The sequence below is a fragment of the Klebsiella sp. RHBSTW-00484 genome, from assembly GCF_013705725.1.
Lineage (GTDB): Bacteria > Pseudomonadota > Gammaproteobacteria > Enterobacterales > Enterobacteriaceae > Klebsiella.
Genome location: NZ_CP055481.1, coordinates 5,695,828 through 5,712,307 on the forward strand (window position 1 = coordinate 5,695,828; position 16,480 = coordinate 5,712,307).

General features: G+C 52.6%; 14 protein-coding genes, 2 pseudogenes and 1 riboswitch. Of the genes and pseudogenes, 7 read left to right on the forward strand and 9 right to left on the reverse strand.

From position 1 onward, the window contains the following. Positions 1–60: 60 nt before the first annotated feature. Both HV213_RS26795 and HV213_RS26800 read right to left on the reverse strand, forming a co-directional pair. Positions 61–366 (reverse strand): annotated as a pseudogene (locus tag HV213_RS26795) (hypothetical protein); the annotation flags it as partial. A gap of 111 nt (positions 367–477) precedes the next feature. Next, positions 478–881, reverse strand: a pseudogene (locus HV213_RS26800) (Tn3 family transposase); the annotation flags it as partial. A 116-nt stretch (positions 882–997) separates the two neighbouring features. After that, positions 998–1,072, forward strand: a riboswitch (Fluoride riboswitch). Positions 1,073–1,114: 42 nt separating this feature from the next. Between HV213_RS26800 and HV213_RS26805 the strand changes: the two are divergent. From HV213_RS26805 to eno, 3 genes are read left to right on the forward strand one after another with little or no spacing between them, the layout of a single operon-like run. Continuing rightward, the gene (locus tag HV213_RS26805; protein ID WP_009652407.1) at positions 1,115–2,077 is read left to right on the forward strand and encodes a DHHA2 domain-containing protein; all 963 of its coding nucleotides are present in this window, start codon (positions 1,115–1,117) and stop codon (positions 2,075–2,077) included. A gap of 3 nt (positions 2,078–2,080) precedes the next feature. Further along, positions 2,081–2,509 carry a universal stress protein gene (locus tag HV213_RS26810; protein WP_023336653.1) on the forward strand — a complete coding sequence of 143 codons (429 nt, stop codon included), beginning with the start codon at positions 2,081–2,083 and terminating at the stop codon, positions 2,507–2,509. 15 nt (positions 2,510–2,524) lie between these two features. Continuing rightward, the gene (gene eno, locus HV213_RS26815; RefSeq protein ID WP_023336652.1) at positions 2,525–3,811 is read left to right on the forward strand and encodes a phosphopyruvate hydratase; all 1,287 of its coding nucleotides are present in this window, start codon (positions 2,525–2,527) and stop codon (positions 3,809–3,811) included. Positions 3,812–3,886: 75 nt separating this feature from the next. Here eno and HV213_RS33615 read toward each other — a convergent pair whose 3' ends face one another. Further along, complete coding sequence (locus HV213_RS33615) at positions 3,887–4,021, reverse strand: hypothetical protein (protein WP_023336651.1); 135 nt, start codon at positions 4,019–4,021, stop codon at positions 3,887–3,889. A 168-nt stretch (positions 4,022–4,189) separates the two neighbouring features. Between HV213_RS33615 and HV213_RS26820 the strand changes: the two genes are divergently transcribed. The 3 genes from HV213_RS26820 to HV213_RS26830 all read left to right on the forward strand — a co-directional run bounded on the left by HV213_RS26820 (position 4,190) and on the right by HV213_RS26830 (position 5,629). Continuing rightward, the gene (locus HV213_RS26820) at positions 4,190–4,825 is read left to right on the forward strand and encodes a 2,3-bisphosphoglycerate-dependent phosphoglycerate mutase (RefSeq protein WP_224788374.1); all 636 of its coding nucleotides are present in this window, start codon (positions 4,190–4,192) and stop codon (positions 4,823–4,825) included. A 128-nt stretch (positions 4,826–4,953) separates the two neighbouring features. Beyond that, entirely contained in the window at positions 4,954–5,259 is a 306-nt protein-coding gene (crcB, locus tag HV213_RS26825) for a fluoride efflux transporter CrcB (RefSeq protein ID WP_009652450.1), read from the forward strand. 109 nt (positions 5,260–5,368) lie between these two features. Then, positions 5,369–5,629 carry a cation-transporting P-type ATPase gene (locus tag HV213_RS26830; RefSeq protein ID WP_016154443.1) on the forward strand — a complete coding sequence of 87 codons (261 nt, stop codon included), beginning with the start codon at positions 5,369–5,371 and terminating at the stop codon, positions 5,627–5,629. A 167-nt stretch (positions 5,630–5,796) separates the two neighbouring features. Here HV213_RS26830 and HV213_RS26835 read toward each other — a convergent pair whose 3' ends face one another. The 4 genes from HV213_RS26835 to HV213_RS26850 all read right to left on the reverse strand — a co-directional run bounded on the left by HV213_RS26835 (position 5,797) and on the right by HV213_RS26850 (position 11,928). Next, entirely contained in the window at positions 5,797–8,856 is a 3,060-nt protein-coding gene (locus tag HV213_RS26835; protein ID WP_023336649.1) for an efflux RND transporter permease subunit, read from the reverse strand. Further along, positions 8,853–9,968 carry an efflux RND transporter periplasmic adaptor subunit gene (locus HV213_RS26840; protein WP_023336648.1) on the reverse strand — a complete coding sequence of 372 codons (1,116 nt, stop codon included), beginning with the start codon at positions 9,966–9,968 and terminating at the stop codon, positions 8,853–8,855. Before HV213_RS26840 ends, HV213_RS26835 begins: the two co-directional genes overlap by 4 nt. Before the next feature lie 101 nt (positions 9,969–10,069). Continuing rightward, positions 10,070–11,236 carry a sensor histidine kinase gene (locus tag HV213_RS26845; RefSeq protein ID WP_023336647.1) on the reverse strand — a complete coding sequence of 389 codons (1,167 nt, stop codon included), beginning with the start codon at positions 11,234–11,236 and terminating at the stop codon, positions 10,070–10,072. Then, positions 11,233–11,928 (reverse strand): response regulator, encoded by a 696-nt coding sequence (locus HV213_RS26850; protein WP_023336646.1) that lies wholly within the window; start codon positions 11,926–11,928, stop codon positions 11,233–11,235. The genes HV213_RS26845 and HV213_RS26850 overlap by 4 nt, the downstream gene beginning before the upstream one ends. A gap of 162 nt (positions 11,929–12,090) precedes the next feature. On the opposite strand from HV213_RS26850, the gene HV213_RS26855 reads away from it, so the two are divergent. Continuing rightward, positions 12,091–12,840, forward strand: a complete 750-nt coding sequence (locus HV213_RS26855) for a MipA/OmpV family protein (protein ID WP_058660965.1) — start codon at positions 12,091–12,093, stop codon at positions 12,838–12,840. A gap of 1,617 nt (positions 12,841–14,457) precedes the next feature. Here HV213_RS26855 and HV213_RS26860 read toward each other — a convergent pair. Continuing rightward, complete coding sequence (locus tag HV213_RS26860) at positions 14,458–14,649, reverse strand: heavy-metal-associated domain-containing protein (protein WP_016154448.1); 192 nt, start codon at positions 14,647–14,649, stop codon at positions 14,458–14,460. 345 nt (positions 14,650–14,994) lie between these two features. Beyond that, entirely contained in the window at positions 14,995–16,464 is a 1,470-nt protein-coding gene (locus tag HV213_RS26865; RefSeq protein ID WP_023336642.1) for an efflux transporter outer membrane subunit, read from the reverse strand. Between the last annotated feature and the right edge of the window lie 16 nt (positions 16,465–16,480).

Genomic DNA, 16,480 nt, shown 5'->3' on the forward strand with positions numbered 1-16,480 from the left:
AGCGTCAGACAAGATTGTCTGATAAAGGGTGACCGCATTGTACAAATCATCATCGTACTAGTCGGTGTTATTTGAATTTCCCGACAATTCAAAGCAATCCGCCTGGAGTTCGCCTACTAAGTCCTTGATGTAATCGTCCTTAACGAATCCGCCAAAGTTCGCCTGATGCTCTTCATCCGCGTCATAAGGACCGCCATAAATATACGCATATCCACCTTCCCGGGAGTTATAAGGATAGGCATTCACTAGGTCTTCGTAGTGTTCATAAAACCAGTTGCGCATCACTTCCAGCTGATTCGCTTTACTGTTGTATTGCAGTGACTTAAGCGGGACTTTCTTATGATTAATCATAAAGGTTTCTGACATAGTTTTATGTCTCCCAGACTAGACTAGGGGTCTGAAGCCCAACCGTACGAAAACGGACGCTAAGTACGTTTTGTGAACAGATGATCATCAAGCCCTGAGACAATATGATCGTCACAGAGTCCATTCATCCGTTTCTTCCGCTTGCTTCAGTGGCCGTAGCTGGCCTTTTGTTACCTGCTCAGCAAGTGTGAACGTGTAATGCCCCAGCATATTGATATCGCGTGCTTCAGTGGCGAAAGTCTGGCTTCATCCTCTTCATTTATGGTTTCACCTTCATTACGTAAATGATCCAATGCTGCCTGCATATAGATGCTATTCCAGAGAACGACTGCATTGGTCACCAGTCCGTGCGCACCCAACTGATCCTCCTGCCCATCCTGATAGCGTTTCCTTATTTCACCTTTTTGTCCGTGGCAAATCGCTCTGGCTACAGCATGTCGGCTTTCTCCCCGGTTAAGTTGGGTCAGGATGCGGCGGCGATAATCTTCATCACCAATATAATTAAGAAGGTATAAATTGCTTCATTTGGCGCACTATCGTAAACGTTTTTGGCGGGACAGGATGTACTTGTGTGTACGAAACCGAGGGCCAACAATAAATATTGATTTAATGCAAAGGCCCATATAAGATTGATTTACAAGGTGATGGTGCTCCACCTTTCCCAACCGCCGGTTTTTCAACACCGGATGATGGCGCCTGATATACAGATGAAGTTGTCCTCTTATAGGCATGTATGTCAGGTATCGCTATGCAAAATAAAACCACATTACCGCTTACCGCAGAATCTCTCTCTTTTCAAAGAGATAATCCGATTTATGTCTTCGGTCATCGAAATCCTGACAGCGATGCTATTTGCAGCGCGCTGGTTGTGGCTGACTGGCTTAATTACACCGGTCGTCCCGCAACGCCCTGGCGCCTGGGGGATATCACCCCGGAAACCCGTTATATCCTCAACGCTGCGGGTGTTTCACAACCCGATTTACTCACCGTCGATCTGACAGATAAAACCGTATGGCTGGTTGATTTTACGGATGCAGAGCAGGGACCGTCTTCGCTGATGGACAGCAACGTCATCGGCATCATTGACCATCATCGTATTGGTACCCTTGTTACCCGCAATCCACCGGATGTCTGGGTGCGGGCGGTAGGATGCTGCGGAACAGTAATTCTCTCAATTCTCATGCATGACATTCCGATGCCGCTGACTGCCGCTCAGGCTGTGTTGCTGATGGGGGCGATCCTCAGTGATACCGTTGCGCTGACGGGTCCCACCACCACCACTCAGGATCAGGAATCCGTGGCTGTTTTGCGGGAAATCGCCGGTATCGATTATGACCAGTTTGTGACAGGGCTGCTGCGAGCCAAAACAGATATAACCGGGCAATCCGCGTCGGTTTTACTCAATCGTGACGCCAAAAATTACCGGATCCATGATGTGCCGCTGTTGTTGTCACAAATTGAGGTCCGCGACATGGCTGATATTACTCCCCTGTTGCCTGAGCTACTGCAGGAAATGGATAAAACCTGCAAGGACAGCGTGCTGGACATGGTGATCCTGATGGTGACAGACATTACCAGCCGGAACTCCGTTTTGCTTTTTTCAGACAGCAGCCTGACAGGCTCCCGCCAGGTATCGCTGCCCGGCATGACAAGCCGGAAAAAAGAAATCCTCCCCTGGCTGACCAACCGCTTCGCTTCTTATAAGAGGTGATTTATGCAAATTTACCGGCATGCCTTGTTACTTGTACAGAATGAAACCGATGGTCTGCTGTTGCTTGAGCAGGCAGAACGTCTGGCAAAAGAGATGGGCACCCGTATTACTGTCGGGCATCTCAGTGCTGACTATAGGGAACTGGATTATACCAGTGACTCATTAACCAAAGACCGTCAGTCCCGCGAAGTTATTGATGCAAAGGCAATGCTTAGCCGTCTGGTGGAGTCCAGCAGTATTGATATCAACGTCAGGTCCATCGTCAGCATCCATCGTTTCCGGGACGTTGAGGCCGTTGTTCAGCATGAAGATATCGATCTGGTCATGCTGGGGCATGAAAACCGCCTGTTCAGGGTTTTTTCCTCCTTTTCTTTCGAATTCATCAATCACCTTTCTGTTGATGTTCTGATTAAACATATTCCAGCCCCTTAAAAGAAGGTCAAACTTATGAGCTTTGAAATTGAATGTATCATCGCAAGAGAAATTCTGGATTCCCGCGGTAACCCGACCGTAGAGGTTGAAGTGACTTCTGTAGGGGGCAGTATGGCCCGTGCCTCCGTTCCTTCCGGTGCCAGCACCGGCTCCCGTGAAGCCATCGAGCATCGCGATGATGACAAGACACGTTTTGGCGGTAAAGGTGTTCAGGATGCGGTCCGGTGCGTCAATACCGAAATTAACGATGCCCTGCAGGGCTACGATGTACGCCGCCAGAAAGAAATCGACAACTGTCTGATTGCCCTTGATGGCACAGAAAACAAAGGCCGGCTGGGTGCTAATGCGATCCTTGGCGTATCGCTGGCAGTATCCCGCCTGGCGGCACAACTATCCTCTACCCCGCTCTACCGCTATCTGGGTGGCGTCGGCGCGAATCTGCTGCCGGTTCCCTGTATGAATATCATTAACGGCGGAGTTCATGCCCGCTGGCAGGGCGCTGATTTTCAGGAGTTTATGATTGCACCATGGGGAGCCTCTTCCGTACGCGAAGCTATTCGCTGGGGCAGTGAGGTCTACCAGGCCCTGCGTCAGGTCCTGCTGGAAAAAGGTTTATCCGCCGGCGTGGGCGATGAAGGCGGTTTTGCACCGGCCGTTTCCTCAAACCGTCAGCCGCTGGAGCTTATCGTGGAGGCAATTAGCAAGGCGGGATACCGCCCAGGCGAAGATATCGTTATTTGCATGGATCCGGCCTCCAGTGAATTCTACGTCGATGGGAAATATACCCTGCGTACCGAAAATACCCGGCTCAGCGCCGACGAAATGACCCGCTACTATGAGCAACTGGTGAAGGATTTCCCGATAGTCCTGATTGAAGATGGCCTTGCGGAAGACGACTGGGCCGGCTGGCAGCTCCTGCACCGCGCGCTCGGCGATAAAGTTGAGCTGGTTGGCGATGATATCTTTGTGACCAATGTGAAATATATCCAGCGAGGTATCGATGAAAACCTGGCCAATGCCGCATTGATCAAACTGAACCAGATAGGCACCCTGAGTGAAACCATCGAAGCCGTCCAGTTGTGTCAGGATAACAACTGGGGAACCTTTATTTCGCACCGGAGCGGGGAAACCGTGGACAGCTTCATTGCAGATATGACCGTCGGCCTGCGGGCTGGTCACCTGAAAACCGGTGCACCCAGCCGTGGGGAGCGCATTGAGAAATACAATCAACTGATGCGTATTGAAGATGAATTAGGTGATGCCGCCATCTTCGCCGGTAAAGCCGCCTTCAAAAAACGCTGATTCCGTCACCCTTCCCGTATGCTCAGATACGGGAAGGGGTAGGGTGGTTCTGTGAACGGAAAAATACTCATACTGTCAACAGCAACGGGGATCCAGGCAAACTGTCTGGTTTTCCTGATCGCTGATGCCTTTTTTAATATACTGCCGGATGATACCAGTGCCGTTGTAATCGCGCTGTTCATCGGTAGCGGTGCCCATCTTCTGATGCATCACCTCCTTGACCGGAGTCCAGGTAAATCCGGGTAATCAGTACAAACAACTCAACGGGTTCAGGTCCTTCCGGTTCAGTTGTGGGTGACAGACAGGTAGTTGTTATGGGGAAAATTATTTTACTCCGCCATGGCGAAAGTTAGTTGAATCGCAAAATCGTTTTACCGGATGGGAAAATGTCCCGCTGATGCTGAAAGGAGTGGAGGAAACCCGGCGCGCAGCAAACCTGATAAAACGGTCCGGGATCAGTGTGCCACTACAATCATAGATGGAGCCTGCACATCCGTTCTGAACCGGGCAATTCATTCGCTCTGGCTGATAATGGAAGCGCTGAATCAATTGTGGTTACCGGTGGACAAATCATGGCGGTTAAATGAACGTCATTACGGTGCGCTTCAGGGAATGAACAAAGATGAAGCCACTCAACAGATTGGCCAGAAAATCGTTTATCACTGGCGGAGGAGCTATCGTGGTATCTCCCTTCCGTTGCCGGAAGCACCTGCTTCACTTCATCGTGAGGCACGTTATCGTCATGTGTCCCTGACGGATTTGCTGGGGGGAGAAAGTCTGGAAATAACGCAACGAAGGTTGTTGCCTTACTGGCACCACGTCATTGTCCTGCGCGTCGCCAGTGGCGAAACCATGTTGCTGGTCAGTCATGCTAATACACTGCGTGCGCTGACCATGTTTATTGAGCAGATTGATGAAAATAAGGTTCCCGATCTGCATGTCCTGACGGGAATCCCCGTACTGTATGAAATGAATGAAAAACGGGCCATCACCGCACGTTATTCCCTTGAATGACGGTCTGATGGTGCCCTGATTTCAGCGAGGTGGTATGTACAAATCATTATTCGCGGTGGTGATAGGCGGATCGATCGGCTGTGTGATCCGCTGGATCGATCGGCTGTGTGATCCGCTGGATACTGTCCATGCGTCTCAATGCACTTTTCCCCAATCTTCCACCTGGTACCCTGGTGGTTAATCTGGTTGGCGGATTTATCATCGGTATGGCACTGGCCTTTTTTGTCCGGCAGCCTCACCTTGATCCCGCCTGGAAGTTTTTTATTACCACCGGCATATGTGGCGGTATGACAACCTTTTCCACCTTTTCTGCTGAGGTGGTGGTGTTACTTCAGAATGGCAATTATGCATGGGCTGTCATTTCCGTACTGACGCACGTAACTGGCTCGCTTCTGATGACTGCCACTGGTTTCTTTGTGATGACACTGCTGTAAAAGCATATGCGCCATACACTTAACCGCGCCATGTCTCCGGCAGATTTTCATTTTATCGCCATAACAACATACCTGACCTGCCGGGTCAGGTATTTCCGGAGAAGGGTGTATGGAGATGCTCCCTGAGAATATCGTGAAGGGACTTTCCGAGGCCGAGGTGCAGACCCGGCTGGGTCAATGTGGCTATAACGAAGTGCGTGAACAGCCTCCGGACCAGGTGCGTGCTATCCTCAAACGTCTGCTGGGTCCCATCCCCTGGATGCTCGAAATTGCGCTGGTACTTGAAGTGGTTCTGGGAAAGACGACTGAACCAGTGCGCGCTCAGACAACGACGAACCATCCATTCACCTCATTCGGAGGTCACAGATAGTCGCTGTCTCACACGCCGAATCCCCTCCTGAGTTCACCACGATCCAGCAGGTCATGGCGGCGTCCGGCGCCATGATCCTAGCAGTCGCAACCGGCAGCGACGGTCATCCCCATATCCGCGGGTTGCAATCATTAGTCGAAGCATAGGCGATGATACGGCAGGACTCGTCAGGGATACGGTTTCCAGTGAAAGATTAGACTTATTGCTGCCGGCAGTAGTGTCAGCGTTGCCAGTGTGGCTGAAAGCAGCCCACCAATAATGGCAAATGCCATCGGTCCCCAGAAAACATCCCGGGCAATCGGCAGCATCCCGAGAATGGCCGCCGAAGCGGTCAGCATGATGGGGCGTGAACGGTGCAGCGCGGCGACTTTGATCGCCTCATCCGCAGTGAAACCATTTTTCATCCCCACATCCACTTCGCTAATAAGAATGACGGCATTACGGATGATCATCCCGGCCAGTGCAATGATCCCCAGCAGCGCTACAAAGCCCATCGGTATGCCAAAAGGCAACATAGCCATAACAATCCCCGGCAGACCAAAGGGTGCCATCAGCAGGGCCAGCAACATCGAGGAAAAACGCTGTAACTGGATCATCAGCAGTAACAGCATCACCATCAGCGTGACAGGCAATACCGCATACACTGAACTGTTCCCTTTGTCCGACTCCACAACCACCCCGCCTTCCTCCACGCCGTAACCCGGCGGCAGACTCTCCCGGAAACCGGCAACGACAGGAGACAGTGCCGATGATAGCCTTTCTGCACGCACCCCGGGCGCGGTATCCGACTGGGCCGTGATAAACGGCAGCCGCTGCCGGCGCCAGATAACCGGGTCATCGAGCGTCCATTCTGGCGTGGCGACCTGTCCCAGGGGAACTTTATTCCCGGTCGATGATGTCAGCATCAGAGCATTCAGTAACGCCGGGTTTTGTCGTGAGGCTTCATTTCCCCGCAGCACCACATCAATCTGGCGGTTACGGTCGCGCAGGGTGGTCACGGTGGTTCCGGAGAACAGCGTGGCAAGCGTTCCTGCCAGTGACTGAGACGTCATGCCGGTGGCACGCGCCTGCGTCTGATCCACCCGCAGACGGATGACCCGCTCCGGTTCACCGGACGTCAGATTGACACCCCGAGTATCGGGATTGCGGGCAATCATCCCTGCCAGTTGCGTGGCCAGTTCACGTACACGGGTATTATCCGGCCCGGATACCCGATATCTGATCGGCCAGCCTACCGGGGGGCCCAACTCCAGTGTGGATACCCGGGTTGTGAGCGTACTGAAATCTTTCGACAGGATCTGCTCAAGCTGTTTCTGCAGCCGGTTTCTCGCCGCTTCATTTTTCGCCACTACGACCAGCTGGGCAATGTTCTCTTTCTGCAGCAGAACATCCATCGGCAGATAAAAACGTACAGCGCCGGAACCGATGTAGCTTGAGTAATGGTCAATATCAGGATTATCGCGCAATTTCGCTTCAAACTTCAGGACGTCGTGGTGTGTCTGTGCCTGGCTGACATTCTGCGGTAGAGTCAGGCTCACCAGTAGCTCCGGGCGATCGGACGCCGGGAAAAACTCACCCTGCATCAGAAGGGCCCCGCCCCCGGACAATATCAGTATCGCCAGGGCACAACCGAGTGTCTTGCGCCGGTGCTGCATCACCCGGTCGAGCAGGCGGGTATAATGACGGTGAAAGAAACTGTGCTTATGTGACTGATGTGAATGCTGTTCCGGCAGTAACCAGACGCCGGTAAGCGGCGAGAAAAGAACCGCAACCAGCCATGAGCTCAGCAGCGCTGTCAGTACCACCACAAACAGGGAGTAGCAGTATTCTCCTGCGCTCGATTCCGCAAATCCCACCGGTATAAATCCGGCAATCATCACCAGTGTTCCCGTCAGCATCGGGAACGCGGTGGTACGAAATACCTGCGTGGCGGCCACACTCAGGGCATCGCCAGCCTCAAGCCGCGACACCATGGCTTCTACGGTGATCATGGCATCATCAACCAGCAGTCCCAGTGCAATAATCAGGGCACCGAGGGAGATTCGCTGCAGCCCTATCCCGGCCAATTCCATCCCGGTAAATGTCATGGCCAGCACCAGCGGAATGGCCACAGCGACCACCAGACCTGCCCGGCTGCCCAGCGAAAAAAAAGAAACGGCCAGCACAATAATAACGGCCTCAACCAGCACCTGGACGAATCCTCCCACCGCGTCACTGACTACGGCCGACTGGTCTGCCACCTTCTCCACACTGATCCCGTAAGGAAGATGCGTGCGGATCCTGTCCATCGTCGCGTTCAGCGCCCGACCAAAATCAATAATATTTCCACCGCGAGCCATCGAAATCGCCAGCCCGAGTGCCGGTTTACCGTTAACCCTAAACTCCGGTGAGGGCGGATCTGCCTGCTGCAGTGTGACCGTGGCCAAATCGGTGAGGGGGATAAAACGGTTTCCGGTATGCAGCACAATTTGCCGCAGGCTGTCCACGGATGTGAAGGCGCCACTGACTTCCACCGACATATTTTCCTGTGATGTCCGGATACGTCCGGCGGGCGTGACGGCATTCTGTGCCTGCAGAGCCGCCGTCACCTGCTGAAGATCGAGTCCCATTCCCGACAGTTTCAGTGGATCAAAAGCAATCACCACCTGTTGTTCGCTGTCACCCAGCGGCGTAACTTTCCCTGTTCCCGGAACAGCCAGCAGAGATGCCCGGATATCATCGACGGTATCGCGTAACTGCCGGGGAGTGAAGCCGTCCGACGTGAAGCCATAAATTGTGCCGTATGTATCATCGAATTCATCATCCACGGCCGGGGTGGTGGTGCCGTCCGGCAGGGATGCCCGGATGTCGTCCATCTTTTTCCGCACGCTATACCAGATACCCGCAACCTCTGACGGCGGTGTGTCATCACGCAGGTTCACAAAAATCACCGACGAGCCCGGACGCGTGTAACTCTCGATATAATCCAGATGTGGGATTTCCTGGAGCTTCTTCTCCAGCGTGTCGGTGACGAAACTGACGGTATCTTTTACCGTTGCGCCCGGCCACTGTGCCGACACCACGGCGGTCTTAATGGTAAACGCCGGATCTTCGCTGCGCGGCAGATTCAGAAAGCTCATGACGCCTGTCACCGTGATCATCAGCATCAGAAAAGCCACCAGTTGTCGGTGGGCCAGTGCCCAGGCAGAAAGATTAAAACCGACGGAAGCGTGCATAACATTTTTCATTTTTGGTCCTCCGTCAGCACGTTTTCCCCGTCACGTAACTGACTGACCCCGGCAGTGACCACCTGTTCACCAGCTGTCAGCCCTTTTCGGATGAGCACCGAATCGGTCATATAGGCCGCAATGTCAACGGGTGTCAGGCGCAGGCGATTTTTGTCGGTGTCCACCACGAACACTGCCGGCTTCTGTTCTTTCCTCGTCAGGGCAGATGCCGGTACCTGAAACACATCACTGCCGCCCATTGGTAATGACCCGGTGACCGTCGCCCCCATAGCCATTACTGCGGGTGCATTCTCAAGGTCATAGCGTACCCGCCAGGTCCGGGTCTGTGTATCTGCCTGCGGGCTGATGTCACGCAGCGTTCCGGTTACCGACACCGACGGGTTATCCGCCATACGCAGGGTGAGTGTCTGCTGCTGTTTCAGGGTGTCAGCCAGAGCCCCCGGTACGCTGAAGACCGCATCACGGGCCCCTGACTGCGCCACCCGCAGGATTTCCTGTCCGGTGGTCACTACCTGTCCCGGACCGGCGCTGACGGTGGTGACCACCCCGGTAACCGGTGAGACCAGTCGCGCATACCCCAGACGGTCCGTTGCACTGCTCAGGTCGGCCTGAGCGCTCTGCAGTTTTGCTGTTGCCGTGTCGCGGTTTGTGCGGGCCTCGTCAAGCTGAACCCGGGCAACCGCACCCTGCGGGGCAAGCAGCGTCATGCGTCGCAGGTTTATCTCAGCAAGCCTGACGCTTGCCCCGGCTTCCTGTACTACCGCCTGAGCACTGCGGTACTGATTACACAAATCGGTATCATCCAGTTCAGCCAGTACCTGCCCGGCAACCACTGACTGCCCCACATCCGTGAGTCGTTTCACCATCCGGCCATCGGTACGGAAGCCGATAATCGTCTCTTCATGGGGCAATATTTCACCGGTCATAAGCGTCTGCCCACCATGATTGCCGGCAGATACCTCCGTGGTCATCACCGGTCTTGGTGGGACATGGCGGGATACCGGCTCATTATCACAGCCGGTCAGTTGCAGGGCGAGGGCGAAAACCAGGGCTGAGCCCCGTCGCCAGAAAGGCAAAGATGCTATCAGGGGGATGAATGAATATGATGGCATGGCAGCCTCCGGAAAAAATGCTGCCATGAGTAAACCGCAGGTGTGTCCAGATACGTTCGACGAACCATCAAGATTTGGTCAAGAAAAGTGAAAAAGAAAACTCATACGGGCAGTTTCACCTGAAACAGGAGTCCGTTCCCCTCTTGCGGGATACTGGCGGTCAGCGTTCCGCCGTGAGACTCACAAATGGCTCTGGCAATCGACAGACCCAGTCCACTGCCTCCTGAATGACGGGAACGGGAAACATCAGAACGGGTAAACCGGTCAAACATCACCGGCAGAAAATCCGGTTCGACGCCCGCGCCGTAATCCCGGAAGGAGAACGTCCAGTAGCCTGACTGAACGTACCCCTGTATCGTTTGCTTCCCGCCTTCCGTCGCGTAACGCAGAGCGTTCTCCATTAAAATGGTAAAGACCTGTCCGATTCGCAGCGGGTCCGCACAACATTCTCCCGGAGGGATATCCGTGTCGTAACCGAAATGCCCGGCGGTAGCCTGTGGCCGTAGCCAGGCAATCTTTTCCTGCAGTAATCCGGCGGGTGAGAAGCGTTGTTTATTCAGCGTGAGTTGCCCTGCATCAGCCAGTGAGAGCAGGTGCAAATCATCAATCAGACGGCTGAGGCTCTGCAGCTGGTTCATCACCATATTCATCTGCGCCTTATCAGGCGGGAATACGCCGTCCATCATTCCCTGCAGACGGCCCACCGCGGCCGTCAGTGGAGAGCGCAGTTCATGCGCGGCCGCAACATGAGATGCCCGTAATTCCCGGTCATAACGTTCAAGTCTTTCGGCCATGGTATTGAAGTTCTGCGTAAACAACATCAATTCAGAGGGCGCACTTGCATCCAGTTTTGAGCGAGTGGTAAAACGCCCCTGCGCTATCGCTGCGGAGGCCCGCGTCAGCAGACCGAACTGCCGGGCGAGAGGTCGGGCGGCCAGCAAACCGAGCATAATTATCAGCGGCGTCACAAACAGGACCAGCCCTCCCAGCGTCAGCCAGTCTGTTGACGCAATGGACGGGTCTGAGAACTGCAGTCCGTACCAGTCATCAATAATTTCATGGTAACGGATGCGGTTAAGATCGGGATTTTCCCGCAGATGCAGAAATTCCTGTCGTACCGGCTCCGGCATCCGATTCTGTACCCAGGCATCCAGCAGGGCAAAACGCAGCCACATGCACAGGGCGATAAGCACGACACTGCCGGCCGCCAGCGACAACACCCTGACGCAAATCCAGCGCCATAATGAACGGGACTCTCTTTTATTCATGGCTGCAAATACCGGTAACCGACCCCTCTCACGCTGGTCAGCACACCGCTGACCCCCGCTTTTTCCAGTTTGCGGCGCAGGTTATAGATGTGTGTATCAACCACCCTCTCCAGGGCATCACTCTCCGGCAGACAGTGTTCAAGCAGGGTCTGACGGGAACAGACGCTCCGGGGGCGGGTCATCATCATGTCCAGCAGTGAAAACTCGGTGGGGGTCAGCTCAAGGTGCACCCGGTTTTCATCGTGAATAATAGCGACTGACATGGTGTCCCGGTTGAGTTCAACGGCCCCCACCCGGCGATAATTTTCAGCGTCAGTATGCGCTGCCGCCCCACGCCGTAACACCGCCTGCACCCGGGCCACGACCTCACCCGGATGATAAGGTTTGACGACATAATCATCCGCACCGAAGCGTAAGGCCCCGATACGGTCCGGAGCCTCGCCCATTGCGGTGACCATTATCACGGGAACATCGGATTCGCGGCGCAGCCGGCTGAGTATTTCTGTTCCGGTCATACCCGGCAGCATGATATCAAGCAGAATAAGTGCAGGATGCTGGGTAAGGGCGGCTTCAAGTCCTGCTTTTCCATCATGGGCCAGTATGACCCCGAAGTTTTCACGGCGAAGATAGGCTTCGAGAACATTCGCCGCATCCCGGTCGTCCTCGATAATCAGAATACGTTTTGTGTTCATTCATTCTGCCTTGATGGTTTCTTGATGGTTTCCACGCTGAGTCTTGATAAAGCATCGTCATAATCCACTGCGGTTTGCCGGGCGGTTACAGCTTACCGTAATGCATAAACATAAAACGAGGGATATATGATGGCAACGTGTTCGTCTGTAACAGGGTGTACTATGATCCTGCTGGCAGCGACCTGCGGGTCCGCTATTGCCGACAGCGGCAATCAGGATGGAGTGACGGTGGGGATAATAGGAGAAAACGCCCCCCGCTACAGTGGCGCGGATAAGCAGCACTGGACAGTGATGCCTTCCCTGCAGGCCCGTAAAGGCGCGTTTTTCTTCGGCTCAACAAAAGGTATCGGTTATGACCTGCAGACGGATAATGGGCTCTATTTTGAAAATGCGTTCGGATACAGTTTTGGCCGTGCCGATCAAAATTCATCGTGGCGCGATGGTTCTGACAAACTGAAAGGAATGGGAAACATCCGTGGTGCACTGAACACGCAGGTTGCTGTTGGCTGGCAGGTGAACAGCTGGTTTACCCCGGAAATCCGTGCAACTCTGCCGCTGACGGATTCACAGGGGGTACAGTACCAGGCCTCGCTGACGCTCGTGCCCTGGCAGAACGACACAGATACGGTTGCCTTGCAGGGCGCGGCACTTTTTGGTGATGCCCGGTACATTAATACCTGGTACGGCGTTAATGCTGCCCAGAGCCGCACAACCGGTTTTCGGGAATACAACCGTAGCGCAGGATTTTACGCTACGCAGACCACCCTGAGCTGGCAGCATCAGTTTAATGAACACTGGGGCACCCTACTGGGCGCTTCATATGCCTGGCTTGCGGATAAAACCAGTGACAGTCCTGTTGTGTCAGCGCGAGACAATATCAGCGGTTTTGCTGGTATCAACTGGACATTCTGACGCGCCTGGAACTGGCAGAGTCTCCGAAAAGTGGACTATCAGAAACATATATTTGAATGTTGATATCAGATGATGTTTTGCGAGTCATCTATTGGCTTGGAAATGGCCTCAAGCCCTGAGTGATATATCACCGGAAGATTACGAGCAGGAACATGTACTATTACACTTTCAGTGGGGTGGATTATAAGCGCAGGATAATAGCATATGAGGACAGCATTAAAATTCATTACCTTTCCAAATCCTTTATCTATATTCTCGGTAGTATAAAACCATGTATAGCGAAAGAAAACCTTAGCATATTAAATAAGACTGCACGGACTATATTCCCGCCGTGGTTCTTCTGCCCCCATAAACAATGACCACGAAAATATCAGAAAAACCACGACATCACATGTTGAATGGGCCGAATCCCTGCGTGACCAGAATTGACGAGTGAAGACTTGAAAAGTTTGACATAAATTGAATATCGTCATCCCATAATAGTATGGATATAGTACGCACTGCCAGCTAATTTGTTCCGTCCGTTGAGTCTCTAACTGACTATTATTTTAAGACTGATATATCAGTCTCTTTGATTTTTAGATGGCAATAATATTTTCTGACATTACTTCATTGAGTACTTTTACCACCATACTGGCATCAAGATTCTTGACCGACACATAGACCTTTATATGAGCCTCCACGCTATCGAGAATTATATCGAGCGTACGGTCAAGCTCTTCTGGACAGTAGTTCATCACGCTGTCGAACACGCTATTGTACGATGCCCTGACAATCCCATTACATACCGTAAGGAATAAGGCGATATTTCTCATTCAGAACTGAATCACATGCGGCAGCAGGAGGATGAAAATCAGCGACTGAAGAAACAGGTGGCTGGCCTGAGTGTGGACAAGGAGATGCTTCAGGAGATGCTGAAGCAAAAGTTCTAAGGCCGGCACAGAAATACCAGTCGGTGCATTCTCCGCAGGAAGCATATCGTATCAATGCCCACCGGGGACGCGGGTTACTAATGCAAAGCAGAGCTGTTTAACCGCCGCTATCGGACATAAATACTGGATTTTAATCTATTTAGAACTCAGAATGAGGTACGGGAGAATTACATTATGCTGGCTGAGGTAATACAATAACGAGCGGCCTCATGAATCTCTGAATAACCTGATACAGGAAGAGGTATCGGCTGATGACTGAAAACCCGGAGCTATCAAGAAGTGCATGGAACAAAAATGGCATGCTTAAACTTACAGCGTTTGGTTTACGTATACTTCGCTCTTCTTACTTTTTATGATGATAAATTTGGCATACCACCCTGTTCTTAATATATTTAAAAAAAACCAAATACCCCCTCCACAAATACTTGACGTCACATGATACATTAATGAGGCCTTAAAAGAAAAAACCGATGATTTAGTAAATCACACATAAATATTGAACACAATACATTTAACATAGAGAAAAAATTAGTGAGTTAAGTAATAGACATATTAAATCAAAACTACAACTCAAGACATCTAAACACCCCACCATGGTGCATAATAATAACAGAAATACTTCTAACCGTAAGGATACATGATAAAAAATGGTTACCACAGCGGGGAGGTAACCATTTTTAGTTAACTACTCTCTCGGAGGAAAACCTGCCTCACGTAAAGCATTAGCAACTTGTTCAGTAGATAAAGAAGTTTTCACTTCGATCTTACGAGTCGGTGGATCAGTTATGATACTTGCTTCAGGATCAATATTTTGAATCACTTTAGTCACTGTCCGGGCACATCCGCCGCATGTCATATTTTCTAGATGTAATTGCATATATATATCCTATTTAGTTGTAGTAACTTCAATGATAGAACTTGCCACCGTTGTAAGGTCAAGCCCTATCGCCAAAAATTTTCGTGCTTATATTCTCTGACTAAGCGTTTCACCTGAGGTGGGGATATATACTGCCCCAAAGTATTTCAAGTAAACCGTTCAGTTGTGCTTTCTGCCGGCTGTCGGGCAACAAGACGAAGACGTAGCAGTCCTCGCAGTAAAAGAAGTGGTTGCCGCGCCGTAACCCCTTATCCCTACGACAATGCAATACGCGGGCGGTTTTATCCCTCCACCCACGTATTGCCGACCTTATCGCCAGACAGTGGCGTTAACCTGCCCGGAGAGTTATGGCTTAGCCGGAGAGCTTTCTGTCCATCCGCCCCCTAGCGCTTTATACAAATTGACCAAATTGCTCATTCGCGCCAGTCGGGTTTGAACCAGAGTTTGTTGCGCACTGAACAGAGCTCGTTGTGCGTCAAGCTCCGCCAGATTATCGTCAATACCGGCCCGGAAGCGCTGTGAGGCCAATTCATAGTTAGCCTGGCTGGCCTGCACCAACAATTGTTCTGAACGGAATTGATCATCCAGGGTTTGTCTGCCCGCCAGGCCATCAGCCACCTCGCGGAAAGCAACTTGAATCGCCTTCTCGTAATTCGCAATTTCGATGCGCTTTTGTACCTGGGCCAGGTCCAGATTGGCGCGCAGCGCGCCCCCCCGGAAAATAGGCAACGAGATTTGCGGAACAAAACTCCAGGCCGCTGACCCCGGATCGAACAACCCGTCCAGACTCGAACTGGCCGTACCAGCCGATCCTGTCAAACTGATTGCCGGGAAGAATGCCGCGCGAGCGGCCCCGATATTGGCATTAGCTGCACGCAGTTGCTGCTCTGCCGCACGGACATCCGGACGACGCACCATCAATTCGGCCGGCAAGCCCGCCGGCAACGCTGAAGGGATGATGTCATCGGGCAAGGTATTCGCTTTATCCAGGCTGGCCGAGAGTTCGGCCGTCAATGGCTGCCCTAAAAGCAGAACCAGTGCATTGCGATCCTGCGCCGCCACCCTCGTATAAGCCGCCTGACTGACTTCCGCAGTACGCAACGCAATATCTGCACGCCGCAAATCGATTTGCGTTGCATTACCCGCATCAAACAGCGCCTGGGTCAATGCGTAAGTCCTCTTTTGCGTGGTCAGCGTATCGTGAGCCAGTTGCAGCAACTCCTGATCCGCACGCAACGTCAGATAAGCGTTTGTCACCTCAGCGAGCAGGCTCAGCCTTGCCGCAATCCGTGTTTCATCCAACGCCAGGTAAGTTGCCAGCGCCCGATCGCTGAGGCTACGAACCCGTCCCCACAAATCCAGTTCCCAGGCTGACACTGCACCATTAACGTCATAACTCCGCGTTATCTGAGTTGAACCACTCGGGCTGACATCTGCGGGCAGACGCTGCATAGCAGAGCCCGCATCCACATTCAGTGTTGGCAACATATCGGCACGACGGATCCGGTACTGGGCCCGCGCGGCCTCAACATCCAGCACCGACTTGCGCAGATCGCGGTTGTTTGCCAACGCGACCTCAAGTAATTGCTGCAACAACGGATCACGATAAAAATCGTGCCAACCGATATCAGCCACGGCAGTCTGAACCCGTGAAACCGTGCCCTGAGCATAAGCCGCTCCCGAAGGATAGCTCGAGCTCGTTGGTGCAGAAGGCCGTTCGTAGTCCGGCGCCATAGTACAACCGGCCAATACCACCGCCATCACCAGCACCTGGAGTTTATTAATACGATGGTTCATTTCATACTCTGCTTTCATTATTCTCGCTCCGCCC

Bases quoted from the DNA above. Each gene is read 5' to 3' on its own strand.
- HV213_RS26805 (WP_009652407.1), top strand. From the start codon at position 1,115: ATGCAAAATAAAACCACATTACCGCTTACCGCAGAATCTCTCTCTTTT.
- HV213_RS33615 (WP_023336651.1), bottom strand. From the start codon at position 4,021: ATGCATCAGAAGATGGGCACCGCTACCGATGAACAGCGCGATTACAAC.
- HV213_RS26835 (WP_023336649.1), bottom strand. From the start codon at position 8,856: ATGAAAAATGTTATGCACGCTTCCGTCGGTTTTAATCTTTCTGCCTGG.
- crcB (WP_009652450.1), top strand. From the start codon at position 4,954: ATGCGTCTCAATGCACTTTTCCCCAATCTTCCACCTGGTACCCTGGTG.
- HV213_RS26820 (WP_224788374.1), top strand. From the start codon at position 4,190: ATGGGAAAATGTCCCGCTGATGCTGAAAGGAGTGGAGGAAACCCGGCG.
- eno (WP_023336652.1), top strand. From the start codon at position 2,525: ATGAGCTTTGAAATTGAATGTATCATCGCAAGAGAAATTCTGGATTCC.
- HV213_RS26830 (WP_016154443.1), top strand. From the start codon at position 5,369: ATGGAGATGCTCCCTGAGAATATCGTGAAGGGACTTTCCGAGGCCGAG.
- HV213_RS26865 (WP_023336642.1), bottom strand. From the start codon at position 16,464: ATGAAAGCAGAGTATGAAATGAACCATCGTATTAATAAACTCCAGGTG.
- HV213_RS26850 (WP_023336646.1), bottom strand. From the start codon at position 11,928: ATGAACACAAAACGTATTCTGATTATCGAGGACGACCGGGATGCGGCG.
- HV213_RS26810 (WP_023336653.1), top strand. From the start codon at position 2,081: ATGCAAATTTACCGGCATGCCTTGTTACTTGTACAGAATGAAACCGAT.
- HV213_RS26845 (WP_023336647.1), bottom strand. From the start codon at position 11,236: ATGAATAAAAGAGAGTCCCGTTCATTATGGCGCTGGATTTGCGTCAGG.
- HV213_RS26860 (WP_016154448.1), bottom strand. From the start codon at position 14,649: ATGCAATTACATCTAGAAAATATGACATGCGGCGGATGTGCCCGGACA.
- HV213_RS26840 (WP_023336648.1), bottom strand. From the start codon at position 9,968: ATGCCATCATATTCATTCATCCCCCTGATAGCATCTTTGCCTTTCTGG.
- HV213_RS26855 (WP_058660965.1), top strand. From the start codon at position 12,091: ATGATCCTGCTGGCAGCGACCTGCGGGTCCGCTATTGCCGACAGCGGC.